25 protein-coding genes and 3 pseudogenes are annotated in these 24,436 nt (G+C 71.7%); 19 read left to right on the top strand and 9 right to left on the bottom strand.

The annotated features are described in order from the left end of the window. The first annotated feature begins 3 nt into the window (after positions 1-3). The 3 genes from BOQ63_RS39805 to BOQ63_RS39795 all read left to right on the top strand — a co-directional run bounded on the left by BOQ63_RS39805 (position 4) and on the right by BOQ63_RS39795 (position 3,206). Entirely contained in the window at positions 4-1,407 is a 1,404-nt protein-coding gene (locus BOQ63_RS39805; protein WP_072655929.1) for a nicotinate phosphoribosyltransferase, read from the top strand. A 229-nt stretch (positions 1,408-1,636) separates the two neighbouring features. Then, positions 1,637-2,515, top strand: coding sequence for a universal stress protein (locus BOQ63_RS39800; RefSeq protein ID WP_072655928.1), 879 nt, complete (start codon positions 1,637-1,639; stop codon positions 2,513-2,515). 181 nt (positions 2,516-2,696) lie between these two features. Beyond that, positions 2,697-3,206, top strand: coding sequence for a flavodoxin family protein (locus BOQ63_RS39795; RefSeq protein ID WP_072655927.1), 510 nt, complete (start codon positions 2,697-2,699; stop codon positions 3,204-3,206). A 730-nt stretch (positions 3,207-3,936) separates the two neighbouring features. Here BOQ63_RS39795 and BOQ63_RS39790 read toward each other — a convergent pair. The 4 genes from BOQ63_RS39790 to BOQ63_RS39775 form a co-directional block, all read right to left on the bottom strand. Next, positions 3,937-4,689, bottom strand: a complete 753-nt coding sequence (locus tag BOQ63_RS39790; protein WP_143174863.1) for a S1 family peptidase — start codon at positions 4,687-4,689, stop codon at positions 3,937-3,939. 101 nt (positions 4,690-4,790) lie between these two features. After that, entirely contained in the window at positions 4,791-5,594 is an 804-nt protein-coding gene (locus tag BOQ63_RS39785) for a hypothetical protein (protein WP_143174862.1), read from the bottom strand. Further along, a complete protein-coding gene (locus BOQ63_RS39780; protein ID WP_072655925.1) occupies positions 5,546-6,103 on the bottom strand; it encodes a hypothetical protein in 558 nt (185 codons plus the stop codon). The genes BOQ63_RS39785 and BOQ63_RS39780 overlap by 49 nt, the downstream gene beginning before the upstream one ends. A 22-nt stretch (positions 6,104-6,125) precedes the next feature. Further along, a complete protein-coding gene (locus BOQ63_RS39775) occupies positions 6,126-6,542 on the bottom strand; it encodes a chromate transporter (RefSeq protein ID WP_223886180.1) in 417 nt (138 codons plus the stop codon). Between the two features lie 69 nt (positions 6,543-6,611). Here BOQ63_RS39775 and BOQ63_RS39770 point away from each other — a divergent pair. Further along, a pseudogene (locus BOQ63_RS39770) lies at positions 6,612-7,109 on the top strand (STAS domain-containing protein); the annotation flags it as partial. 64 nt (positions 7,110-7,173) lie between these two features. Next, positions 7,174-8,037, top strand: coding sequence for a universal stress protein (locus tag BOQ63_RS39765; RefSeq protein WP_072655924.1), 864 nt, complete (start codon positions 7,174-7,176; stop codon positions 8,035-8,037). 275 nt (positions 8,038-8,312) lie between these two features. Here the strand turns inward: BOQ63_RS39765 and BOQ63_RS39760 are convergent, their stop codons facing one another. After that, the gene (locus BOQ63_RS39760) at positions 8,313-9,299 is read right to left on the bottom strand and encodes an Acg family FMN-binding oxidoreductase (RefSeq protein ID WP_043481573.1); all 987 of its coding nucleotides are present in this window, start codon (positions 9,297-9,299) and stop codon (positions 8,313-8,315) included. 131 nt (positions 9,300-9,430) lie between these two features. After that, positions 9,431-9,628 (bottom strand): hypothetical protein, encoded by a 198-nt coding sequence (locus tag BOQ63_RS39755; protein ID WP_030285944.1) that lies wholly within the window; start codon positions 9,626-9,628, stop codon positions 9,431-9,433. Between the two features lie 266 nt (positions 9,629-9,894). Between BOQ63_RS39755 and BOQ63_RS39750 the strand changes: the two genes are divergently transcribed. From BOQ63_RS39750 to BOQ63_RS39735, 4 genes and pseudogenes are all read left to right on the top strand, one after another. Then, positions 9,895-10,557 (top strand): OsmC family protein, encoded by a 663-nt coding sequence (locus BOQ63_RS39750; protein WP_223886179.1) that lies wholly within the window; start codon positions 9,895-9,897, stop codon positions 10,555-10,557. After that, positions 10,554-10,898: pseudogene (locus tag BOQ63_RS39745) on the top strand (CBS domain-containing protein); the annotation flags it as partial. The gene BOQ63_RS39750 and the pseudogene BOQ63_RS39745, both read left to right, overlap by 4 nt. A 277-nt stretch (positions 10,899-11,175) precedes the next feature. Beyond that, positions 11,176-11,766: pseudogene (locus BOQ63_RS39740) on the top strand (DUF4913 domain-containing protein). After that, complete coding sequence (locus tag BOQ63_RS39735; protein WP_030557688.1) at positions 11,763-12,293, top strand: hypothetical protein; 531 nt, start codon at positions 11,763-11,765, stop codon at positions 12,291-12,293. Before BOQ63_RS39740 ends, BOQ63_RS39735 begins: the two are co-directional and overlap by 4 nt. 345 nt (positions 12,294-12,638) lie before the next feature. Here BOQ63_RS39735 and BOQ63_RS39730 read toward each other — a convergent pair whose 3' ends face one another. Continuing rightward, positions 12,639-13,607, bottom strand: a complete 969-nt coding sequence (locus BOQ63_RS39730; RefSeq protein WP_072656461.1) for a 1-phosphofructokinase family hexose kinase — start codon at positions 13,605-13,607, stop codon at positions 12,639-12,641. Between the two features lie 70 nt (positions 13,608-13,677). Next, positions 13,678-13,908, bottom strand: a complete 231-nt coding sequence (locus BOQ63_RS39725) for a hypothetical protein (RefSeq protein ID WP_072655923.1) — start codon at positions 13,906-13,908, stop codon at positions 13,678-13,680. Between the two features lie 462 nt (positions 13,909-14,370). Between BOQ63_RS39725 and BOQ63_RS39720 the strand changes: the two genes are divergently transcribed. From BOQ63_RS39720 to BOQ63_RS39690, 7 genes are all read left to right on the top strand, one after another. Then, positions 14,371-15,522, top strand: a complete 1,152-nt coding sequence (locus tag BOQ63_RS39720) for a 4Fe-4S dicluster domain-containing protein (RefSeq protein WP_072655922.1) — start codon at positions 14,371-14,373, stop codon at positions 15,520-15,522. Next, a complete protein-coding gene (locus BOQ63_RS39715; RefSeq protein ID WP_030285956.1) occupies positions 15,519-15,974 on the top strand; it encodes a Crp/Fnr family transcriptional regulator in 456 nt (151 codons plus the stop codon). Before BOQ63_RS39720 ends, BOQ63_RS39715 begins: the two co-directional genes overlap by 4 nt. Beyond that, positions 15,971-16,777 (top strand): FAD/NAD(P)-binding protein, encoded by an 807-nt coding sequence (locus BOQ63_RS39710; RefSeq protein WP_030285958.1) that lies wholly within the window; start codon positions 15,971-15,973, stop codon positions 16,775-16,777. The genes BOQ63_RS39715 and BOQ63_RS39710 overlap by 4 nt, the downstream gene beginning before the upstream one ends. Position 16,778: 1 nt before the next feature. Further along, positions 16,779-17,624: an NADH-quinone oxidoreductase subunit B family protein gene (locus BOQ63_RS39705; protein ID WP_050367026.1), complete on the top strand. Its 846-nt coding sequence runs from the start codon at positions 16,779-16,781 to the stop codon at positions 17,622-17,624. A 64-nt stretch (positions 17,625-17,688) separates the two neighbouring features. Beyond that, positions 17,689-19,050: a Ni/Fe hydrogenase subunit alpha gene (locus tag BOQ63_RS39700; RefSeq protein WP_072655921.1), complete on the top strand. Its 1,362-nt coding sequence runs from the start codon at positions 17,689-17,691 to the stop codon at positions 19,048-19,050. Then, a complete protein-coding gene (locus tag BOQ63_RS39695; RefSeq protein WP_046387080.1) occupies positions 19,047-19,565 on the top strand; it encodes a hydrogenase maturation protease in 519 nt (172 codons plus the stop codon). Before BOQ63_RS39700 ends, BOQ63_RS39695 begins: the two co-directional genes overlap by 4 nt. Positions 19,566-19,608: 43 nt before the next feature. Then, the gene (locus BOQ63_RS39690) at positions 19,609-19,758 is read left to right on the top strand and encodes a hypothetical protein (protein WP_157881910.1); all 150 of its coding nucleotides are present in this window, start codon (positions 19,609-19,611) and stop codon (positions 19,756-19,758) included. Between the two features lie 224 nt (positions 19,759-19,982). On the opposite strand, the gene BOQ63_RS39685 is transcribed toward BOQ63_RS39690, so the two are convergent. After that, entirely contained in the window at positions 19,983-21,284 is a 1,302-nt protein-coding gene (locus tag BOQ63_RS39685; protein WP_150476316.1) for an MFS transporter, read from the bottom strand. A 344-nt stretch (positions 21,285-21,628) separates the two neighbouring features. On the opposite strand from BOQ63_RS39685, the gene BOQ63_RS39680 reads away from it, so the two are divergent. The 3 genes from BOQ63_RS39680 to BOQ63_RS39670 all read left to right on the top strand — a co-directional run bounded on the left by BOQ63_RS39680 (position 21,629) and on the right by BOQ63_RS39670 (position 24,202). Beyond that, on the top strand, positions 21,629-22,186 hold the full coding sequence (locus BOQ63_RS39680) for a TetR/AcrR family transcriptional regulator (protein WP_050367024.1): 558 nt from the start codon (positions 21,629-21,631) through the stop codon (positions 22,184-22,186). Then, positions 22,183-23,076 (top strand): aldo/keto reductase, encoded by an 894-nt coding sequence (locus BOQ63_RS39675; RefSeq protein WP_030285970.1) that lies wholly within the window; start codon positions 22,183-22,185, stop codon positions 23,074-23,076. Before BOQ63_RS39680 ends, BOQ63_RS39675 begins: the two co-directional genes overlap by 4 nt. A 106-nt stretch (positions 23,077-23,182) precedes the next feature. After that, positions 23,183-24,202, top strand: a complete 1,020-nt coding sequence (locus BOQ63_RS39670; protein WP_030285972.1) for an NADPH:quinone reductase — start codon at positions 23,183-23,185, stop codon at positions 24,200-24,202. Positions 24,203-24,436: the final 234 nt, after the last annotated feature.

Here is a 24,436-nt window from a genome sequence, read left to right as displayed (position 1 = left end):
CGCATGTCGAACGCCCTGATCACTGATCTGTACGAGGTGACGATGGCCCTGTCCTACCTGCGGGAGGGCATGACGGCCCCGGCCACGTTCAGCCTCTTCGTACGGAAGCCGCCGCCCGAGCGCGGCTTCCTCGTCGCGGCCGGGCTGGAGCCCGCGCTCGACCACCTCGCCGGGCTGCGGGTGGACGAGTCGGACGTCGCCGCCTTCGCCGAGGCGCTCGACCGCCCGTACGCCGACCTGGAGCCGCTGCTGGGGCTGCGGTTCACCGGGGAACTGCGGGCCGTACCGGAGGGGCGAATCGTGCTGCCCGGGGAGCCGCTGCTGGAGGTCACCGCTCCGTTGCCGGAGGCGCAGTTCGTGGAGTCGTACCTGCTCAATCAGGTCTGCCATCAGAGCGCGGTCGCATCGAAGGCCGCCCGCTGCATGCTGGCCGCGGACGGACGGCCAGTGGTGGACTTCTCGCTGCGGCGCACCCACGGTGTCCCGGCGGCCGCGCAGGCGGCACGGCTGGGCGCGCTGGTCGGGTTCGCCGGGACGAGCAACGTGGTGGCGGCCCACGCGTACGGGCTGCGGGCAGTCGGCACGATGGCGCACTCGTACATCGAGGCCTTCGGCGACGAGGCGGCGGCGTTCCGCGCCTTCGCCCGGGCCCACCCCGGGCCGGTGACGTTCCTGGTCGACACGTACGACACCGCTGCCGGAGTCGCCGTAGCCGCCGACGTGCTGCGGGAGTCGGGACTGCACGAGGGCTGCGCGGTGCGGCTCGACAGCGGGGATCTGGGCGCGCTGGCGGCCACCGCGCGGCGGATCCTGGACGGGGCCGGGCTGCCCGGTGTCCGGATCACCGCCAGTGGCGGGCTGGACGAGTACGGGATCGACCAGTTGGTTCGGTCGGGGGCGCCGATCGACGTGTTCGCCGTCGGAACGCTGGTCGGAGTCTCGGCGGACGCGCCGTACCTGGACGCCGCGTACAAGCTGGTCGAGTACGACGGGCGGCCGATGATGAAGCTCTCGACGGGGAAGGTCACCGCGCCGGGCGCCAAGCAGGTGCACCGGGGGCCGGGGCTCACCGACACCATCGCGCTCCGGGACGAGCCCGCCCCGCCGGGGACCGAGCCCCTGCTGCGGACGGTCGTGGTGGGCGGCAAGCGCACGAGCCCGCCGAGCACCCTCGCGGACGCCCGTGCCGCGTTCGAGGCCGATCTCGCCCAGCTCCCGTCCGCCGCACGGCGGATCCGCTCCCCGCAGCTGCCGTCTGCCGCCGTGTCCGAGCGGCTGTCCCGCCTGACCGCCGACGTCCGTCAGCGGATCGAGGACCGGGTGGCGGCCCTCAGTAGGGCAACGGGCGGCCGGACGGAGTCCGCAGGTCCTGTGGCGGGGGCTCGTGGGGGCGGGTCGGCCGGGTGACGACCCTGATCCGGGTCATCGTGGCCACCTCCTCGTTCCGATCTGCCCTCCACTCTGCCGTCGCCTGCCTCGGGGCCCCAGGGCCCCGAGGGCCGACCCGGGCCGCCGGTCGGGAGCGTCCGGGGTGGGACCGCCGGACTCGGGCCCCGGGGCCGGTCGGCCCTCGTGCCGACCGCTGGGCCACGGCCAGCATGGAAACAGGGTCCGGAGCCGGACCGGAGGAGGAGCCATGACATCCGCGAGTCCCGACGGCCCCCGCCGTCCCGTCGTCCTCGGCGTCGACGCGCTCGACACTGGCCTGATGACCGCCACCTGGGCCGCCGACGAGGCCGACCACCGCGGGCTGCCGCTGCGGCTGGTGCACGCCGTGCCGTCCCTGTTCAGCGAGTTCCGCGCGTTCGACCACGGCCGCTACCACAAGGCCCTGCGCGAGCGCGGCGACCAGGCACTGGACCGGGCGGCCGCCGCAGCCCGCGAGCGGCACCCCGGTCTGGAGCTCGTCACCGCCGTCGATGAGGACCTTCCGGCGCTGGTGCTGTACCGGGAGTCCGCGCACGCCGAGCTGATCGTGCTCGGCTCCCGCCGCCTGAGCCGCGCGCAGGAGGTGCTGAACGCCTTCTCGGTGACAGTCCCGGTGGGCGCCCAGTCCCACTGCCCGGTCGTCGTCGTGCGCGGCCCCGAGCACGTCACCCAGGCCCCGCCCTACGTCGTGGTCGGCGTGGACGGCAGCCCGTCCTCGGCCGCCGCCGTCGACTTCGCCTTCCGGCTCGCGGACGAACGCCGGGCCGCGCTGCGCGTCCTCTGGGTGTGGCAGCGCCCACCGATCGGCAACCTCGACGAGGCGACCGCCGAACAGACCTTCCGCGAGCTGCTGTTCGAGTCCACCGCCGGCCGGCACGAGCGCTACCCCGACGTGGCCGTGACCCACGAACTGGTGCACGGCCATCCCGTCGAGGAGTTGGGAGCCGCCGCCGAGCACGCCCTCGCCGTGGTCGTCGGCCGCCGCGGCCAGGGCGGTTTCACCGGTATGCGGCTCGGCTCCGTCCCGCACGGCCTGCTGCACCAAGCGTACTGCCCGGTCGTGATCGTGCCCGCTCCCCGGCACTGAGCCGGACCGATGCCGGGAGACGCCGCACAAGCCGACTGCCGCCCGGCGCCTCCCGGCCCGGTGTCCCGTGCCACGCCCCCACGACCGACCCGGGACCGTCCGGCGGCCCTATCCAGGCCGAACGGCCCGTGTCCGGACGGCGCTCCCGGCGCGAGCCTGGGGGCGACGAAAGGTGGAGACCATGCACACCGTGATCGTGTACGAAAGCATGTACGGGAACACTCGCGAGGTCGCCGAGGCCATCGCCGACGGCGTCCACCGGGCCGACCCCTCCGGAACCATCGACTGTCTCGCGCTCAACGAGGCCGGAAGCGACGTGACCCGCACGGCCGATCTCCTGGTGGTCGGCGGCCCGACCCACATGCACGGTATGTCCTCCGGGCTCAGCCGCCATCTGGCCGCCTACACCGAGTCCCGGAAGGAAGGCCACGAGACCGCCGAGAGCCAGGGCCTGCGTTCCTGGTTCCAGGACCTCCCGAGGACCGAACCGGGCACCTACGCCGCCGCCTTCGACACCCGGGTCGACACGCCCCGGGCCGGCGGCGCCGCCAGGGGCATCGCCAGTCGCCTGTCCCGCCACTCCTACGACCTGGTCGCCGAACCCGAGGGCTTCATCGTCGAAGGCACCGACGGCCCGCTGCGCGCCGGCGAGCTCGACCGCGCCCGCGACTGGGGCGCCCAGCTGGTCTGAGCAACCCGGCTCCGCCCGGGAGGAACGACCATGCAGCACCGCACCGTCCGCGACGTGATGACCCTGGACGTGGTCTTCGCCCACCGCGAGACCGGCGTCCTCGGCCTCCAACTCGGCCGAGAACCACTCTGGCTCCGGCCGCGCCTGTCCGCCCTCCTCCAACAACTCATCCACGAACGCCGCCCACTGGCCGCGGCACTCAAAAGACCAGGAGACCCCGTACCTGTTCCCCGGCCTCCGTCCCTCCAGCCCCCTCAGCTCGAACACCCTGCAACGTCGCCTCCAACGCCTCGGCATCCCCAGCGCCAACCAAGCCCGCAACGGCGCCTGGCTGGCACTCGTCGGAGCGGTCCACTGGAAGATGCTCGCCGACCTCCTGGGCGCCGCTGACGGCACCGCCCACCACTGGCACAAATGGAACGGAGGCGACCGCGCCAGCCACGTCGCCAGCCGCCTCCGAGTAACAAAATCCTCGACAGGCCCCGAGTAGGCCGACTATTGGTACTTTCAAGAGCCTGCCGCCGCCAGCACTGCGGCTCAACTGGCCACATCCACGGCGATCTTATGCCGATACAGGAAATCGAGCACTGAATTAGAAGAGATGAGTCCGTTGTTCTCTTGGCCAGCTCGAACCACGCCGATGACGTGGCCCTTGGAGTTCACTGCAGGGGCCCCGTTAAATCCAGACGCAGCATGGAGTCGTGCCCAGATCATGGGCCCGGGCGAAAATTCAACATCTAGCGTTTGTGTAAAAATTTCCACGATGGGGCCTAACCCGGGGCTCGGACGACGATCCTGCATAGCCAATTGCGGTGATTTCCTGTCCGAATATCGCCATGATTTCTTCTTCAGTGCGACCTGGCTTTTGAAATGTAAGTGCAGGCAGATCTTCGCGACTCGTCGCGAGCAAGGTTAGATCTGCATTATCATCCCAAGCCAGTACGGTCGCGGCCAACTCTTGCGCGGTATGGAGGTGCAGGGTCACCCGCGCCTCATCGTGTCGCGGAGTGAGCCCCGCGGTGAGAACATGCCCGGGTGCCACGAAGAACCCCGAAGCGGCAGGCTGACCGTCGACAGCCAAGCGCACAATGGAACTCTTAAGGGAAGAGAATAGGGTGTCTAGCGATTTCTCTGCGGCGGCTGCCACCTCGCGCGGCGATCGTGCGGCAATGCTAGAGAGTGCAGACTTGCTTCCCTCGCCGCCGTAAATCTCGGCGAGCTTCGTCGCCAAGGCTGGGTCGCCGAAAGCGTCGATAGCGAGAAGGGCGGCCCGCTTTTCCTCTTCCTTTTCGGAGCCGAGATATGGAATCAATGGGGGGATCGTAGAGCTGCGCTGCACGGCGAGTTGGCGCTCCGCACGAGATGTTTCACCTGCCCTCTGATTCCTTGATACCGTCAATGTGGCCCACCCTCCGATCGCCGCAACCATGAGTCCGGAAATCAGGGGAGCAATGGCTGAAAGGCGATCCATGAATCGCGGCACCGGACACGGAGGGTGAGGGTCGTGGGCGCCCGGGCGATGTGATCGCGGTCTAGGGTCTCGCCACCCTGCACGTGGTGCAGAGTGTGTCGACGGCGAAGGCGCTACGCCGGCACACCACCAATCTGCAGGAAGATCCCATCGATGACGCCCGGCGTGGGCACATTCGTCGTGGCCGTGAACGAGATCGTGGTAAACACGCCCGCGAGCCTAATGATTCCGCTCGAGTCGCTCGGTCCGGCCACGCCCGTCACAGTGCTTCCGGACACGCTCAGCCCCTGTCCGCTGACCAGGGTCACCTCTGTCCCTCCCGGAAACGGCATGATCGATCCCATCGACGCCAGATACAGCACCGGGTCCTTAATGGCAGCCGCGAAAGTAACGCTGAAGGCGTGCTCGGTTCCGCCGCGGATTTCCAGAACGTCGCTGGACGGCAACGGCGGAGCGAACGCACTGGAGGAGAACCCGCGGAAGGTCCCGTCCACGCTGCTGCCGGTGCCGATGGGCCCCATCAACCGAACATCGGCACCGTGCCAAGTCCCCTGCGCGGTTCCCGTCGCCAGATCGTGCTCGACCACGGTCCAGTCGACCAACTCCAACGCCTGCGGCACCGGCGGAGGGCCGAGTAGTACCTCTCGCCAGACTGCGCGGCGGTCCGGTTGGGCGGAGTTCGTGCAGAACCACAACGCGCAGGTGCCGTCGTCAGACTGGGTGACCAGCAGGTCGCCTCCGCTACCCTCGGCGGGCAACTGTTCCAGCGCCGTGCCGTCGTACATCGTGGGAGATGCAGTGATCCGACCGGACACCGACAGCGACTGAGGCACCAGGCCGATCTGACCGATGGGGGTACCGGCAGCCGTTAGGCCGGACTGGAAACGTCCGCCTCGTCCGCCGGTGCTGTGGCCCACGACGGCATCCCCTGGGTGCTCTCGCCGTGGAGGCCCTCGGCGGATTGGCTGATCCCATGCACGCCGACGCCGCTGCCGCTCGTGCCGAGAACCCCGGTTCCGGACCCGTCGCCCGGCCCGGGGCCGGAACCGAACGTCTCTAGCGGGTTGCCCAGTCCCTGCACACTCGTGCCTACCAGGCCGATGCCGCCCCGCATCGTGGCCCCGATAGCACCGACACCGCCCCGGTTGTGCTGGCCGAACAGCCCAGCGATGCCAGGGCGTCCAGGGCTGGGATCGGTCTTTCCGAAGATGCCGAAATTGTCACCCACCCCAAAAACGCCTACGCCCTCGACATCGGCCTCCCGGGCGGTGTCGGTCTCGGGGCTTTGGGCGTACAAGCCGGCCCTCACGCCTTGCATGTTCCCGCCGTATTCCATGCCGGTGGCCTTGGTCGAGAACGCCGTACGCGGATGTCCCGAGCCGTCCAACGGCGGTCCGACAGCGGTGAACTGGTCGTCATGTGCCATGGAAACCTCCTTGATGCCATCACTATGAAGGCGGCGAGGGGATTCGCCGCCGTGACACTGTGTGGCGATCGGGGGGACCCATTCGTCCATACGGAGTATTGCTCGCCGCCAGCACCGCAGGGCTGGCGCCACCGAAGAACGCCTGGACCCGCGGGTCGGCGCGCAGCGCGTCGAAGTGCCGGCCGCCGAAGATCACGAACAGGAACGACGGGGCGAGGCCACCGCGGCGGCGAGCAGTCCGCCGGGAATGCCGGCCGCCGCGTAGCCGACGACGGCGACGGTCTGGACCGACCGGGCCGGGGGTGATCTGGCCGAGGGCGACGGCGTTGAGGAACTGGCCGTCGGTCATCCAGTGGTACTGGTGGACGGCGTCGGTCTGCATCAAGGGGATGATGACGAATCCGCGGCCGTAGGACAGTGCGCCGACCTTGAACGCCACCCACGCGAGGGCGAGCAACCCGCCGCCGGCCGGGGCCGCGAGGGCCAGCGGGAGAGGCCGCGCGCTCTTCTGCCGGGCTTCCGCAGGCTGGCCGGATTCCAACGCCGGGAGCTGCTGCTGGCGATCGGCTGTCTGATCGACGTCCTCGCCCTGGACATCCTGTACGGCGTCCTGGTGGCCGTAGGCCTGTCGGTGGCCGAGCTGCTGAGCCGGGTGGCCCGGCCACACGACGCCGTCGAGGGCCTCGTCCCCGGCCTGGCCGGCATGCACGACATCGAGGACTGTCCCCAGGCCCGCACCATCCCCGGGCTGGTGGTGTTCGCCAACGCGGAGGACTTCCGCACGCGGGCCCTGGCCGCCGTCGCCGACGAGCCGACGCCAGTCCGGTGGTTCGTCCTCGACACCGAAGCCAACGTGGAGGTCGACATCACCGCGCTGGACTCCGTGGAGGCCCTGCGCCGCGAACTGACCGCACGCGGCATCGTCTTCGGCCTGGCGCGCGTCAAGCAGGACCTGCTCGACGACCTGGACGCCTACGGCCTCACACACGACCGCGGCCGACGATGAGGGTGGTCAAGGCTCCGCACAGAGCCGGTGACGGCGCCGGCCGGGGCCGAGGAAGGAGTCTGCGATGAACAGCTTCGAAACCCGCCGCCCCGTGATCGTGGGCGTCGACCGTTCCGAGGCGAGCCACTGGGCCGTGCGCCGGGCGTCGGACGAGGCCGCCGGGCGCGGCCTCCCGCTGCGCCTGCTGCACGCGCAGGAGTGGCCCACCAGCGGACCGGAAGCTGAAACGGACCACCGCTTGGCGATCGGTCTCCGGGCCGCCGGCGACGCGCTGCTCGACACGGCGCGACTGCTGGCCACCGAACGTCACCCCAAACTGGAGATCACGCCCAGACTGGTTGAGGGCTGGCCGGTCCGGGTGCTGCGCGAGGCGGCCAACGAGGCCGCACAGCTCGTCCTCGGCATCCGCAGGCTCACCGAGCCCCACTCTGCGCTGCCGATCGGCTCCAAGGGCGCGTCCCTGGTCGGCCACCTGAGCTGCCCGATCGCCCTCGTCCCCGAGCCGCCCGACGACATTTCTGGCCCTGGACCGGTCGTGGTCGGGGTGGACGGCTCCGAGGCCTCGCGGGCCGCGATCGGCTTCGCCTTCGAGGATGCCTCGCTCGTCGGAGCCGCCGTGCCGGCCGTGGAGGTCCGGCGCCCCGCCGAGGCCACCCAGCCGGACCTGGTGAAGGAATCCCTGGTGGACCTGTCCGAGTCCCTGGCCGGCTGGCAGGAGAAGTACCCGGACATCCGCGTCCGGCGCGAGGTGCTCACCGGCTCCCCCGCCCCGATGCTGGCCGCCGTCGCGACCCGCGCCCGGTGCCTGGTCATCGGCAGCAGGGGCCTCGGCGTCTTCCGGGGCCTGCTGTTCGGCTCCACCGCGCGCGCCCTGGTGCACCGCTGCACCGTCCCGCTGGTGATCGTCCCGAACGGCAACCAGGCCTGACTCTCGAAGGTCGACGTAAAGACCACGAACGAACGCCGGGCAGCCCCCCCGCTCAGCCGGCCCCGGCGACCTCGGCCGCCGGGTCGCCCACCGCCCCACCCAACTCGGGCTCACCCGCAAGTCGGTGGCGGAACCGGCGGCCTGGGCCTGGGATTCGTCACTTCGTCACCACCGAATTACGGGACAGAGCCGGATCACTGACACCACCCTGCGTGTGCTCCAACACGACCTGGACCTGGAGGAAGCCGCCCGCGGCGACACGTGAAACCCTGCCGCTACCCCTCCGGCAGGTCCAGGACCTCCGTCAGCGGGCAGCGCGGGCTGGCAACGCCGGGCGGACCGTATCCGAGGCGCAGCACCAGCTGGACGTGGGCGGGGCCCTCGGCCGGGTCGCGCAGGCGCCAGCGGGTGTCGGGGATCTCGATGGCCTGGTGCAGGACGGAGGCGCGCAGGCCGTGGACGGTGGCGAGCAGCCAGACCCGTTCCATCGCCTGACCGGTGCGCAGCCAGTCCGCCTGCTTGTCGAAGTGAGTGCTGAGGATGGCGATTTGGGGCAGGGCCTCGAAGCGTGCGGCTGGGGTGGCGTGGCGCGGCGGGTGGCCGGTGAAGCCGCGCATCGGGATGCGGGCGTCGCGGTCGTGTGAGCCGAGGGCGGCGAGCGGGATGCCGTCGCAGGAGGGTTCGAGGCGCAGCCAGGAGTGAGTCTCGGCCTCGCGGGTGGCGTCGGCGGCGATCCGGGCCTCGGCCTCGGAGGTGAGGGCGAGCACCCGGCGTACGCCATCCTCCTCCAGCATGGTGAGGGTGACGCCTTCCTCCCGGGCGGCTGTGATGAGGTCGGCGACGAGCGCTTCGGGGACGTCCCGATTGGCGAACGGGTGGCGGCTGGAGTGGCGCCCCGCGATGGCCGGGTAGAGGTCGGCGCCGAAGGGCTGCGATGAGCGGGCCCGCGCAGAGAGATCGAGCACGGCGCACGGCTGCGCCCCCTCGCCCTCGGGCAGCAACCGGAGGGAGGCCTCGCGGCCCAGGCGGGCGGCGGCCACGCGCAGGTTGAAGACCGCAGCCCCGATCGAGATGTGCATCGCCCTGCCGTCCGGGTCGGTGACCGGGACCGCCCGGGCCAGGTCGGCGTGGACTTCCAGGCCGCTGCGGTCGGGGGTAGGACGGAAGTGCCAGGGCTGGCTATTGTGCAGCGACGGGGCCAGGCCGCCGGCTTCGGCGAGCAGACGCAGGTCGGCGGCGGTGAGGGCGGTTCGAGTGGTCATGGCGGGTTCACTCCCTGCTGCCGGCGGGGAGCGCCGGTGATTCGATGGTCCGCCGCGCCGGGGTGTCCGGTGAGGGCCCAACGGCCCTGGTCTCACCGGCCGAGCGGCCTGATGTGACGCCTGCACGGGTGTCATCGGCCGGCCGGGGCCAGGAGTTCGATGTGGCCGTTGCGCAGGTGGTTGCGGTGACCGTCCGGAAACTCCAGCCTCAGGCTGTGGTCCGCCGGGGCGTCCACGACGACGGCGCTCTCGACCGTGCCGTAAAACGATTCGCGGTAGATGCAGACGCGGTCGCCGACGTGGAATAGCACCGTCTCCGAGATGATCATCGGGCTCACCTTCCGGTCCCCGTTGGGATGCCCCCACCATGACGTACGGGCGCGAGGGCCACCGAGAGTCAGACGGCCCCGGCTGCGGCCCTCCCCCGCCCTGCTTCGCCTGGGCCGTCAGCCCTCCCCCGCCGGCCCGGCCTCCATCCACGGCAAGGGCCCAGTGGCGGGCCGAACGGCCCTGCCGACCCGCCCCCGGCAGCACGTCTCCTGGGTGGTGGAGGCCCAGCCCACCCAGCCGGGCCCTGAGCACCGGAGGCACGGCCGTGCTGACCGACGACTCTCGCACCACCACCCAGCTGCTGCTGCACACCGCCACTGGGCGAACCATCGCGGTCTCCCACTACACCCCAGCGGTCCTGTCCGACACCGGCCGCATCATCCTCGACACAACCCTCGAACCGTACGACCCCGACCAGGTCTGGATCTCGCTCACCCGGGGCGAGGCCCGGCAGCTCGCCGGGATGCTGCTGCGCCAAGCCGCCGCCGTCGACCGGCCCCTGGCCCCGCGGGCCGGACGGATCGAGATCGACCCGGTGGCCGGAGACCTGTACGCGGTCGGCGTCCGCTCGCACGCCCTGGCCGTCGGCCAGCCGCTCGACGCGGGCGGCGCCGACACCGCGCCGACGCCCGTCGAGCTGTGCGCCTCCACCCTGGCCTCCTGCACCGCTCACTACACCGGCGGCTACCTCGACCGGCACGGCTTCAGCCGCGACGGCCTACACGTCACCGCCGGCTTCACCATGTCCCAGGACCGACCGGCCCGGATCGCCTCGGTGTCCGTCGAGATCACCGCCCTCGGTCTGCCGCCGGACCGGGAGGCGGGCTTGCTCGCCGTCGTCCGCCACTGCACCGTGAAGAACACCCTCGACCACCCGCCGGCCGTCAGGGTCTCACTGAACGGCAGCCCGAAGGCGAGCGCGTCATGAAGGCCGAAGACTTGATGACCGCGCCACCGGTCACCGTTCGCCCCGCCACGACGGCCTTCGAGGCCGCGCTGGTCATGGAGCGGGAGGCGGTCGGCTGCGTGCTCGTCACCGACCACGGCCGATTGTGCGGCATCCTCACGGACCGCGACCTCACCGTCCGTGTGCTCGCCCACGGCCCGCACCCCGCGCAGCCGGTCGCGGAGCTGATGACCACCCCGGTCGTCACCGTGGCCGGCGATGCCGACCTCGACACCGCGTACCGATCCTTCCGCAACACCGGCGTGCGCCGCCTGCCCGTCCTCGACGGCGACCGTCCGGTCGGCATGCTGACCGTCGACGACCTGCTGCGCGAGGAGGGCTGCGGTGCGGGTTCACAACCGGCTGGCCGCCGCCGGCCACCCGCTCACCGACACCCTCACCGACGCCGTCGTCCTCGGCCTGCGCCTCGCTGCCTCCCGGCGTGCTCACCCCGCCTTCGTCTAGCACGAGTTGGCGGCCGCACCAAACCGCCGATCCTGCGGATCCTCTTCCTCACCCGCACCACCGGAGACCAGCCGTGCCCTGCCGAAGAAGACCCACCGCCCCGTCCCCTGTCCGTCCGAACCCCCTGGATGTGCCATGTCCGACCCGCTGCCGGGCGCCTCCGAGCCCGGGCCGATCCGCATCCCCGACGAGGACCTCGACGACCTCGTCAGCGCGCTCAACCGCACCATGGCCGAGGTCCGCCAGCACGGCGTGCTCCTGGACCGCCTCGGCTCCGAAGCCGACACCGAGCCCGACGCCGGGCCCGGCTCCGAGCAACCGAGCCCCGCCACCGAGGGCGAACCCGAGGCAGCCCCGCCCCTGTTCATCCTGGCGATGGGCGGCGCGCAGTACGCCGCCGAGCTGGCCGGGCTGGCGAACTGGGTCACCCACCTCCTGCTGCCCGCCTACGGCCGGGAGATCAGTTCCAACCGCCCCTGGTGCGCGCGCTGGTAGGAGCACCCCGAGGCCGTTGCCCGCCTGCACGCCCTGTGGCTCGCGTGGCAGCAACTGACCGCCACCGAGGCCGGCCACACCGGGCCCTCCACCTGGCACCGCGACCACAGCGACCACGCCCTCCTCCAACTCCGTTCCCCCGAAGGACCGTTCGCCGCGTGCACCACCAGCCCGGCCCGGCCCGCCCATCGCCTCCTGTCCACCCCCGACCAGCTGGGACTCGCCGCATGAACACCGATCTCGACTTCGACGTCGACGGCCTGTCCCCCGCCGACGACCACTCCGACCACCTGTGGCGGTACACCTGGGAGAGCGACTACGACCTCCTGGCCCGGCACGACGTCGGCGAGCGCAGCTTCTTCCTCACCTTCGACACCGCCGCCACGTGGGACGTCAAGCGAGACCTGCCGAACATCGCCACGTTCGATGTCCAACGCGAACGGTCCCCGGGCACATTCGCGTTGGACAGCTTCACGCACGCCAACGTCGCGTTCGCGCGCAAGCGGCTCGCCGACCGCGGCTGCCCGCCCGAGGCGATGGAGCTGCGCACGCCCTACGGCCCGACCGACGAACTCACCACCCGGATCGAGGACCAGATCCACCGTTCCGGCGAGCGCTACGACCTCATCGAGGTCAAAGCGGCCGATGAGGACCCGGCCCGGTCACGTCCCCGCCCTTCTACGACCTCGACCGGATCACCGAATCGGCGAGCGCCCTGCGCACCGCCTACGCAGAGGGCAACACCGCCCTCCAGATGATCCGCCACGTCGTCGATGCCCGCGAACTCGCTGTCAAGGCCAAAGACGGACCCGACGCCGAGCGAGTACGGGCCGCCACCGCCCACACCTCGCAGGCACCCCGCCCCCTGGGGCTGCCCCGCAGACCAGCCCGCCCCACCGGCCGCCGCCTCTGCGGCCCAGCACGTGGCGAACCGGCGCTAGCCGCCGGTCAGTTCGCCTCCCGGTCGTGGTGGGCGCCCGGGTCGGACGGCGCCCACCACGCGGGCCAGTTCCTCCAGGGTCGGCTCCATCCGCTGACCGACCGCCAGTCGCGCTTCGACCACCTCGCCCTGCTCGGAACGGGTCCTGGCAGGCAGGGGGTCTTCAGCTTGCAAGCCGGCTGATCCGAACGGCGGGACAGAGGGACTCGGCTACCTCCCGATCGAACGGTTCGGTGCCGGGGGTGAGCATCGATGCGGCAGCTGCGGCTACCCCGAGCGCGCAGGCGTCGACCGGGTCGTCGCCTTCGGCCAGCCGGGTGACGATTGCGGCGATCATGCCGTCCCCGGCGCCGGCGTCGCTGAGCGGCTCTCCGGGTAGTGGCGGCGCGTGCAGTTCCATGTGCCCCTGACCGGTCGAGCACAGCGCGCCGAGTTCCCCGAGGGTGGTGATGGCGACCTCGGCTGCTCCGGCGGCGAGCAGCTGCTCGTTGACGGCGCGGGCGTCGTCGAAGCTCTGCACGGCCCGGCCGACGAGGTAGCTGGCTTCGCTGCGGTTGCATCTGCGCAGGTACACGGCCTCGTGCAGTGACTCGGGCAGAGCCGGTCCTGAGGTGTCCAGCAGCAGTCTGGACCCGGTTCCCCTGATCCGGCGGGCGACGGCCGTGTAGAAGTCGTCGAGCAGACCCTCGGGCAGGCTGCCGCTGGCCACAACGTACGGGTGAGTGCCGGCTGCCCGCTCGATCAGGTCCAGACAGCGCCGCCCCTCGTCGTCGTCGAGTCGCGGGCCGCGCGGCACGATGTGATAGCTGCGGTGTGACTCGGTTTCGAACAGCACGAACGCTTCGCGGGTTTCACCCGCGATCCCGAGGGCGACGTGGTCGATGCCCTCCTCGTCCAGCAGCCGGTTCAGGCGCTGGCCGATCTCCTGGCCGGCGGTGTGGACGGCAGTCGCCCGTCCCCCGAACCGCGCCACGCCGCGGGCGACGTTGATCCCTCCGCCGCCGGCGGCCACATACCTGACCCGCGCGCGGGTCTTGCCGATGTCCACCAGGTGGTCGACGTCGCAGCAGATGTCAACCGTAGGGTTCATCGTGAGGGTGAGGACCGGGGGTGTGGTACTCAGGCCGGACATGCTGTCCATACTGGCGTGCGAGCCGGGATCGCGCGATCCGGAGTGCGCTCCCGTCGGCGGCGTGCTCTATTCACAGATCGCGTCCGCCCATGCCGCCGGTGTCCCGGTCGGGCTGTGCGGTCAACGCCCGAGCGATGATCCGGACCTCGCCCGCTTTCCGGTCGAGGCCGGAGATCGACTCGATCCCGGTGGCCCCGGACAGCTTCGCCGCCGTGAAACAGAACGTGGCCGTGGCCGAGCAGACCCGCACCACTCCATCGACACCGGTCTCCAGGCCCTCGCCCGGCTCGCCTTCGACCACGCCGACCTGCCGCTCGACGAGTTCGTTCGGAGGCGACCGACCACCATCCCAGCGACGGCCACGACGACATGCCCGTCCTCGCCCTCCGCACCCCGTTCCACGAGCCGCCGAACCGGGAAGGGAACGCATCTCGAGCACCGGCTCCGCCAAGGCCGTACACGGTGGGCCAACGGCGCCGCGTCCACCACGCGCCCTGTCCGGTGGTCCTCGTGCGTGGTGAGAGCGGCTGACAGTGAAGGTGGTCGAAAGACCCGCCACCGATGCCCCAACCGGCCCTGTCGGCGCCGTGTCGGGGCGGAAATCCTGCTCTTATGGGACGTGTGTGACAGATGGGCCTGCGGGTGTGGGCGGAGTGCTGGACGTGGCCGGTCGGGCGAGGAGGTGCGGCAGGATGGTGCGGGTCGACACCCGCTCCGGCAGCCAGGGCCGTCCGTCCCTGGTCGGTGACGGAGGTGTGGTGCTGTGAGTACGACGACGACTCCCGCGGCCGAAGGCGCCGTGATCGGCAAGGACGGCCTGGCCACCCTGGTCGATCTGCTGCGGGCGCGCGGGCTCACGGTGGTCGGCCCGACCGTACGGGACGGCGCGATCGTGCTGGCCGAGTTGGAGTCCGCCGACCAGCTGCCCTACGGGTGGGGCGTCGAGCTCGAAGCCGGGCACTACCGGCTGCGCGAGCGGGAGGACGGCGCGGCCTTCGCCCATGCGGCCGGTCCGCAGTCGTGGAAGACGTTCCTGCACCCCGCCCGGGTACGCCAGTGGCGGGCCGAGCGCAGCGACGGACAGCTGGTGATCGAGGAGGACGACACCCCGCCGCCGCGCTTCGCTTTCCTCGGGGTCCGCCCGTGCGATCTGCGGGCCATCGCCGTTCAGGACCGGGTGCTGACCGGCGGGCGGCACCGTGACCCGGTGTACCAGGGGCGCCGGTCCGGGGCGTTCCTGGTGGCGGTCGAGTGCACCGAACCCGGCGCCACCTGCTTCTGTGCCTCGATGGGTACCGGGCCGGCGGCCGGACCCGGGTACGACCTGGCACTGACCGAGCTGGTCGACGCCGACGGCCACCGGTTCTGGATCCGCAGCGGCAGCCCGGAGGGCGCCGACATCCTCGCCGCACTCCCCACCAGCGCGGCCTCCGAAGCCGTCTGCGAGACCGCGCGCCAGGCTGTCGCCTCCGCCGCGGACCGAATGGGGCGCACCATGCCCGACACCGACCTGCGCCGGCTGATGGCCGGGACGCTGGACGCCCCCCGCTGGGACGACGTCGCCTCCCGCTGCCTGACCTGCGGCAACTGCACCATGGTGTGCCCCACCTGCTACTGCACCACCACCGAGGACGTCACCGACCTGACCGGGGACCACGCCGAGCGCTGGCGGGTCTGGGACGTCTGCTTCGACCTGGACTTCTCCCAGCTGCACGGTGGACCGGTCCGCCCTTCGGCGCGCAGCCGCTACCGGCAGTGGCTCACCCACAAACTCGGCACCTGGTACGACCAGTTCGGCTCCTCCGGGTGCGTCGGCTGCGGCCGCTGCATCGTGTGGTGCCCGGTCGCCATCGACATCACCGAGGAGGCCGCCGCTCTGCACGACTGGGCCGACCGCCCGGACGGCGAACCATGACCACCCTGCCACCGCTGCTCGACGCCCTCCCGGAGGCCCACCGGGACCGGCTGCTCGCGCTCGCCCACGACCGGGACTTCCCCGACGGCAGCAGGCTCTTCGATGAAGGCGGCCCGGCCGACCGCTTCTGGCTGGTCCGCTCCGGCGAGGTCGCCCTCGACGTCTACGTCCCGGGCCGTCCCGCGCCGGTGGTGGAGACCCTGGGAGCGGGGCAGCAGCTCGGCTGGTCGTGGATCTTCCCGCCGTACCGCTGGCACCTGGGGGCCCGGGCCGTCGGGCCGGTGCGGGCCTGGGAGCTCCCCGCCGCAGAGGTGCGCCAACTGTGCGCGGATGACCCGGAGTTCGGGTACACGCTGATGCGACACTGCGTCGAGGTGATCGCCGACCGCCTGCAGGCCACCCGGATCCGGCTGCTCGACCTCTACGCGCCGGTCGGAGGCGGCCCGCCATGACCACCACCGTGCCCGTGCCGTACCGGGTCACCGCCGCCACACCGGAGACCGCGGACACCGTCTCGCTCGAACTCGAGCCGATCGAGCGGGCCCTGCCGGCCTTCTCGCCCGGCCGGTTCGCCATGGTGTACGCCTTCGGCATCGGCGAGGTTCCGATCTCGGTCAGCGCCCTCCGGGGCCGTCTGGTGCTCACCGTCCGCGCGGTCGGCGCGGTCACCGGCGCGCTGTGCCAACTCCGGCCCGGTGACGCCGTGGGCCTGCGCGGCCCGTACGGCACCGGCTGGGACCTGGACGCGGCGGCCGACTCCGACCTGCTGGTGGTGGCCGGCGGCCTCGGCCTCGCCCCGCTGCGGCCAGTCGTGCACCAGGCGCTCGACCGCCCCGGCCGCTTCGGCTCACTGGCCGTGCTGGTCGGCGCCCGCAGCCCGGGCGAGCTGCTGTACCGCGCGGAACTGCCGCAGTGGCGGACCTCCGTCCAGGTCGAGGTGACCGTCGACCAGCCCGACCCGACCTGGCGGGGTACGGTCGGCGTCGTCACCGCGCTGCTGGACCGCATCGACCTGCGCCTCGACCGGACCCGCGCGTTGGTCTGCGGCCCCGAGGCGATGATCCGCCACACCGCGCGAGCACTACTCGCCCGAGGTCTGCCGGCGCGCCGCCTCCAGACGTCGCTGGAGCGGAACATGCGCTGCGGCACCGGCCACTGTGGCCACTGCCAGCTCGGGCCGCTGCTGCTCTGCCTGGACGGCCCGGTGATCGGCTACGAGCGCGCCGAGCCCCTGCTCGCCGTCAGGGAGTTGTGACATGCACGCCGACACCCGGCCCACCCTGGCGGTGTGGAAGTTCGCCTCCTGCGATGGCTGCCAGCTGACCCTGCTGGACTGCGAGGACGAACTGCTTGGCCTGGCCGACCAGGTGCGGATCTCACACTTCCTGGAAATGTCCGGTGCGGAGGACGGGCGTGAGCCGGCCACCCTGAACGGGATCGGGCCGTACGACCTCTCCCTGGTGGAGGGGTCGGTCACCACCGAGGAGGACGTACGGCGGATCCACCACATCCGGCGGATCTCCCGCCGCCTGGTGACCATCGGCGCCTGCGCGACCGCCGGCGGCGTCCAGGCGCTGCGCAACTTCGCGGACGTCGAGCAGTTCCGGGCCACCGTCTACGCCAGCCCCCAGTACATCGCCACCCTGGCCACCTCCACCCCGATCTCGGCCCATGTGCCGGTCGACTTCGAGCTGCGCGGCTGCCCGATCGACCGGCGCCAACTACTCGAAGTGATCACCGCGTTCCTGGCCGGACGAAAGCCGAACATCCCGGACCACAGCGTGTGCTTCGAGTGCAAGCGGCGCGGCAACACCTGCGTCACCGTCGCCCACGGGACCCCCTGCCTCGGGCCGGTCACCCACGCCGGATGCGGTGCCCTCTGCCCGACGTACGGCCGCGGCTGCTACGGCTGCTTCGGCCCGGTCGCCAACCCCAACCTGGTGGCGATGGTGCGCCAGCTGCGACAGGACGGCATGACCGGCCGGGACATCGTGAGGATCTTCCGCACCTTCAACGCGGCCTCTCCCGAGTACGCGCCGGTAGCCGAACTCGCCACCCAGGAGCCCCCAGAAGACCCCCACCCCCCGGAGACACCTCAGTGAACGAGCGAACCACCGGAAGGTGCGCGTTCGGCGAAGGCACCGGCGAGCGCGGCGAGGAGGGCGCATGAGCCATCGCGGACCGCGCGTCCTGCGGCTGGACGCGCTCGCCAGGGTGGAGGGTGAAGGCGCGCTGCGCCTGACCGTGAACGACGGTACGGTCACCGAGGCGCGGCTGAAGATCTACGAGCCGCCGCGCTTCTTCGAAGCGTTCCTGGTCGGCCGCGGGCACTACGAACCCCCGGACATCACCTCCCGGATCTGCGGAATCTGCCCGGTCGCCTACCAGATGACCGCCTGCCAGGCGATCGAACGGGCCTGCGGGGTCACCATCGACGACCAACTGGCCGAGCTGCGCCGCCTGCTCTACTACGGCGAGTGGATCGAGAGCCAGTCCCTTCACATCCACCTCCTGCACGCCCCCGACTTCTTCGGATGCCCCAGCGCGGTCGAACTCGCCCGCGAGCAGCGGGAAGCCGTGGAGCGCGGCCTGCGGATCAAGCAGGCCGGCAACGCCGTCATGGAGCAGCTCGGCGGCCGGGCCATCCATCCGGTCAACGTCCGCATCGGCGGCTTCCACCGGGTGCCGGCCAGAGCCGAGCTCGCCCCGCTGGCCGAGCGGCTGCGCCGGATCCAGGAGGACGCCGTGGAGACCGTGCGCTGGGTGGCCGGCTTCGACTTCCCCGAAGCTTCCTGCGACTACGACCTGCTGGCGTTGCAGGACCCGGGCCGGTACGCCATCGACTCCGGCACCCCTGCCGCCATGGCCGCACCCGACTCCCCGGGTTCGGACCGAGCCGGACCGGTACGGCGCTTCGCGGTCGACGAGTTCGAGCAGCACGTGGTGGAACGCCAGGTCCCGCACTCCACCGCCCTGCAGTCCGAACTGGACGGCCGCCGCTACCTCACCGGGTCGCTGGCCCGGTACGCGATCGGCGGGCGCTGGCTGCACCCTCTGGCCGCCGAGGCCGCCCGAGCGGCGGGACTGGGCGACCCGGCCGCCGGTGCGGTCGTCCGCAACCCGTTCCGCAGCATCGTCGTCCGCGCCGTCGAGGTGGCGCACGCGGTGGCCGAGGCGCTGCGGATCATCGATGACTACGAGCCGCCGCCTCGCCCGTACGTCGAGCTGCCGCCACGCCCGGCGGCCGGCTGCGCCGCCACCGAGGCACCGCGCGGGCTGCTCTACCACCGCTACGCGATGGACGCGGACGGCGCGCTCACCCAGGCCCGGATCGTGCCGCCCACCGCCCAGAACCAGGCAGCCATCGAGGAGGACCTGCGCCGCGTGGTGCAGACCCGGCTGGACCGCCCGGGCGCGGCGGCGACCGACGAGGAGCTGACCGCGCTGTGCGAGCGGGCCATCCGCAACCACGACCCGTGCATCTCCTGCTCCGCCCACTTCCTCGACCTCACGGTGGAGCGGGCATGACCGGCCGGGTGGTGGTGATCGGCATGGGCAACCCGTTCCGCCGGGACGACGGCGTCGGCCCGGCCGTCATCGAGGCAGTGCGCACCCAGGTGCCCGCAGACACGGTGCTGACCGTCAGCGACGGCGAGCCCGTCCGGATACTCGACCTGTGGCACCGTCACGACCAAGTCGTGGTGGTCGAGGCGGTGCATGCGCACCCCGGGCAGCCCGGTCGACTGCTCACCTTGCGCGCCGATCAGGCCGAGCGGGCCGCGGTCGGCTCGGCCAGCACCCACGCGCTCGGCCTCGGCGAGACCTTCGCCCTGGCCGCCGCTCTCGACCGGATGCCCCGCGCCCTGGTGGTGCACGCGGTCGAGGGAGCCGACTTCACCCTGGGGGTCGGGCTCAGCCCCGCGGTCCGGACCGCACTGCCCGAACTGACCCGCCGGGTGGCCGACAGCATCCGCAAGGCGCATCGCACCCTCGGCCGTGCAGGCGGGGACACGGCCGACGGGGGACCGCACAAGCCGCCCTGACGACCTCGTCGACACCGTCGACGGGACGGCTCCGGGGCGCCGTATGAGCGAGTCGACGCCGGCCCGCCCGGACAGGGCCGCCGCCACGCCTCCGGCCGCCGGACCGATCGGCTACCTCGTCGCCGCGGCGTGCTTCGCGGTGGTCCTCGCCGCGATCGGGTGGGGTGTGTCCGTCATCGTCAGCCACCGCTGACCCGCGCCGGCGTCGTCCCCGAGCCGCGAAGGGCACCTCGCGCGGCCCTGACCCGCACCGCTTCGGCCGACGGTCCCCGCAGCGCGCCGACCGCCGCCCGCCCGGTCGGGCCGTCCGGTCCGTCCTCGGACGCGTGGCGGGGGCCACGCGGACCGGACGGGGTCCGCGCCGTGAGCGAGCCGCCGGGGGCCGGGGCGCGTGCCGCCCGCGGTCGGAACCGGCTGCTACGGCGTGGGCCGGACCCTGCGGGGCATCAGGAAGTACGCGGCCACGGCCAGGGCGAGCGGCAGGAGGCTCGTGACCAGCATGGTGAGCCGCAGGCCGTCGGTGAAGTCCAGCCCGAGGTCCAGCCCGGCCTGCCGGAGCAGGTTCGGGTCGTACCCGACGGTGGCCGGACTCTGCGCCATCGCGCTTCGGGTCGCGTCCACGGCTTGGGCGGCCTGGGTCTCCGACAGGCCGCGCGCATCGGCGTCGTTGAGCCACTGCCGTCGGAAGAAGAGGTTGAACAGCAGGAGGTAGACGGCGGGGCCGAGGGCGTAGCCGGTCATTCCGAACGCCGGCTGGACGGAGGCGACGGCACCGGACCGACCGGGCGGGGCGTGGGAGAGGATGGTCTCGGCCACCGAGGCCGAGGCCACCAGTGAGCCCAGGTTGGTGAGCCAGGTGGCCAGGACCAGGATCCACAGCGCCATCGTGGGCCCGGCGGTGACCGCCATCAGCAGCCCGCCCGCGACCAGCACCAGCATGCCGGTGATGAGGACCGGCCGGGGGGTGTACCTCCCGATCAGGCGCCCGGCGAGGACGACGGCGCCCGCCACCAGCAGCGTGCCGGGCAGATACAGCAGGCCGATCGTGCGTGGGGACAGCGTGAGGACCACACTGCCGAACTGCCCCAGGGCGAAGCTGAACCCCGCGGCGATGAAGTTCAGCGTCAGGCTGGCCAGCGCGGCCACGGTGAACGCGCTGCTGTGGAACAGCGACGGCTCCAGAACCGGCTCGGTGGCGCGCCGCTCGTGGAGTACGAACAGCACGCCGGCGATCGCACTGATCACCAGGGGCAGCCAGGCCTGGAGCCGGGTGATGCCGTTCTCCGCCTCGGCGATGCCGTGGACGAGGGTCAGCAGGCCCCACTGCACCGGGGGTGCGCCGGTCAGCGGGCGGTAGGCGACGTCAGGGCGGGGGTGGTAGCGGCGGGCCTGGGCACCGAGCGGGAATGCGCCCCAGCCGGCGCCTACCAGGGTCAGGATCTCGTTCAGCGTGCCGCCGGTCGGGCCGGGCGGGATCGGCATACCGGCCGGTGTCCGCGTCGGGTTGCGGTCGGTGCGGAAGGACTTCGTTACGGCGGGCGGCAGTTGGACGAGCGGCAGCTCGGCCAGGTGCTCCGCAGTGACGGCCTCGGCCTGCGCGAGCGGGTGGCCGGCGGGCAGGGTACGGCGAGATGTGGGCCAGGTCTTCGGGGCGATGAGGCGGCCTCCCTCCTGGAGCCGGCGGACGATCTTGGCTTTGCCCGGGGATTTGTGGAACATGACGGCGTTCTCTGAGTCACTGATCGACCGGCTTGCCCTCGCCGACGTGTATGGACAGCACCACGTGGCAGAAGCGGCAGTGCCCTCTCTTCAGCGGCATCCCGTCCCGGCCACACCGGGTGCAGCGCCCGGCGGGCAGCTCGTGATGACGGTCCTCGATCGAAAATTCCCGGTGCCGCTCTCGTTCCCCAATGGGTTGGGCCGTTCAACGGTCTGAGGCACCGGCGGCTTCTTCCTCGTCCAGGGCCTGGTCGCGATGGCACGCGCCTCCCCGTATACAGAACACTGGTTCTGCTAGAGTCTGCTGCAAGCAGAACGATGACTCTTTTTGTGAGGGGTGGGATGTGCCTCGGCTCACCGACGCGCGAAAAGAACTCCGGCGCACCCAGATCACCGACGCCGCCGTCCGCTGCTTCAGCCGCAACGGTCTGGAGCGGACCTCGATCGCCGACATCACCGCCGAGTCCGGCCTGTCGACCGGCTCGATCTACGCGCACTACCGCAACAAGGCCGACCTGGTCCGCGCCGCCGCCCGCGAGATGCTCCATCGACGCGCCGACACCATCGGCGAGTACGCCGCGGCCGACGTCCCGCCCGACCCCGACGAACTGCTCTCCCGGCTGACCGCCGCGATCGACCCCGTCCAGGCCCGGGTCGGCGTGCAGACCTGGAGCGAAGCGACCACCGACCCGGCCGTCCACGACATCGTCGTCGACGCGACCGACCGGATGCGCGCGATGCTGCACGACTGCGTCACGGCCTGGCTCGTCAAGGTCGAGCACCACGAACCGGACCCGGCCCGGGAGCGCGCCACCCCGATCGCCCACCGGATCATGGCGCTCTACCAGGCCGAACTGCTCTACACCGCCCTGCGAACACCGCATGAGGAGACCGCGCCGTGACCACCCCGACCGCTCCGTTAGGAGCCCGCCCCGTCTTCCGGATCGGCTACGGCGCACTACAGCTCGAGCGCCTGCACGACCGCCGCGACGAGGCCGTCGCCCTGCTGCGCCGCGCGGTCGAGCTGGGCGTCGACCACGTGGACACCGCCGAGTTCTACGGCTTCGGATTCGCCAACGACGTGATCCGCGAGGCTCTGCGCCCCGAGGACGACGTCTTGGTCGTCACGAAGGTTGGGGCCGACCCCAACCCCGGCGGGCACCTGCCGCTGCGTCTGGCGCAGCGTCCCGAGCAGCTGCGCGCCAGCGTCGAGGACAACCTGCGGAGCCTCGGCGTCGACCGGCTTGCCGTCGTCAACCTGCGCCGCCTGGACACTGGCCCCGGGCTACGCCCCGAGGGGGACCAGATCATCGACCTCGACGACCAGCTCGCGGTGATGACCGCCCTGCGCGACGAGGGCAAGATCGGCGAGATCGGCCTGAGCAGCGTCACCCTCGACGGCCTGCGCCGCGCCCTGCCCGCCGGCGTCGTCTGCGTGCAGAACGCCTACAGCCTCGTCTCCCGCGACGACGAGGACCTGTTGCGGCTGTGCGCGGCCGAGGGCATCGCCTGGGTTCCGTTCTTCCCCCTCGGCGGGGCCTTCCCCGGCCTGCCCAAAGCGACCGACGAGCCAGCGGTGCACGCCGTGGCCGAGTCCCTGGACGTCACGCCCTCCCAGGTCGGGCTCGCCTGGCTGCTGCACCACTCCCCGAACGTGCTGCTCATCCCCGGCACCGCCGACCTCGCCCACCTGGAGGCGAACGTCGCGGTCGGCGAGATCACCCTCGACGCCGCGACCCTCGCCACCCTCGACGGCATCCGGTCCCGCTCCAACGACGTCCCCATCGGCTGACCGGAACCGACGCGGCCCAGGCGGCGACTACGCCCTTCGCTGGCCGCCTTGACCAACCGACGGGCCACGACAGGAATCCCCCTCCATCAGGCACCAAGGACGGATCATGAAGGCCATCATCTATCGCGACACCGGTACCCCCGACGTCCTCCGGTTCGTCGACCGCGACCTCCCCGAGCCCGGCCCCGGCGAGGTCCGCGTACGGGTCGCCGTGTCCGGTGTCAATCCGACCGACTGGCAAGCGCGTTCCGGTGCCGGCCACCCCAAGCACTTCCCCGAGATCACCCCGCACCTCGACGGCGCCGGCACGATCGACGCCGTCGGTGCGGGTGTCGACCAGAGCCGGGTCGGTCAGCGGGTCTGGCTGTTCATGGCCGCCGCCGGGCGGCCCACCGGCACCGCCGCCGAATTCACCGTCGTGCCGGCCGAACAGGCCGTTCCGCTGCCCGACGAGGCCGGCTTCGACGTCGGCGCCTCACTCGGCGTCCCCGCGCTGACCGCGCACCGCGCGCTCACCGTCGCCGAGGACGGGCCGCGCCGGCTGCGGCCCGGGGCACTCGACGGGAAGGTGGTGCTCGCCGCGGGCGGGGCCGGAGCAGTCGGACACGCGGTGATCCAGCTCTCCCGATGGGCCGGCGCCACCGTGATCAGCACGGTCAGCAGCGCGGAGAAAGCCCGGCTGGCCACCGCCACCGGAGCCCACCACGTGATCAACTACCGCGAGGGCGACCCGGCCGCCGAGATCCGCAGGATAGCCGCGGACGGCGTCGACATCATTGCCGAGGTCGCGCTCGGCGCGAACCTCGCACTGGACCTGGCCGTGCTGCGAACACGCGGCACGATCTCGACCTACGCCAACGACGGCGGCAAGCCGGTCGAACTGGACGTACTGCAGAACATGGTGCTCAACGCACGCTTCCAGTTCCTGGTCCTCTACTTGGCCGGTCCGGAAGCACGCGCCGCGGCCGCCCAGGACGTCGCCGCGGCAGTGCGCGACGGCGCGCTGCCGGTCGGAGAGGAGCACGGCCTGCCGCTGATCCGCTTTCCCCTCGACCGCACCGCCGACGCGCACCGCACGGTTGAGAGCCGCTCGGTCGGCAAAGTCCTGGTGGACATCGCTTCTTGACCCTCAGTGCCGGCCGGATGCAGGTCAGGGCTGCAACGCGCCTTGCGTGTTGTTGCGCGTTACACCGGCCGGTCCCTGACGTTGCGTGAGCGGTTGGTGACCTGTGACAGCGAGGCGGACGGCATGCCACTCAAGTTGGACCGAACGCAAGCGTGACAGCGAAATTGGATCACGACTGGGCAGGGGGCCCAACGCCATTTGTCTCAACGAAGTTGATCGTTCTCCCTCGAAGTT

The sequence above is a fragment of the Streptomyces viridifaciens genome (assembly GCF_001888885.2).
Lineage (GTDB): Bacteria > Actinomycetota > Actinomycetes > Streptomycetales > Streptomycetaceae > Kitasatospora > Kitasatospora aureofaciens.
The sequence above is the reverse complement of the archived record's forward strand: the minus strand, read 5'-3'. Positions and strand labels throughout refer to the sequence as shown.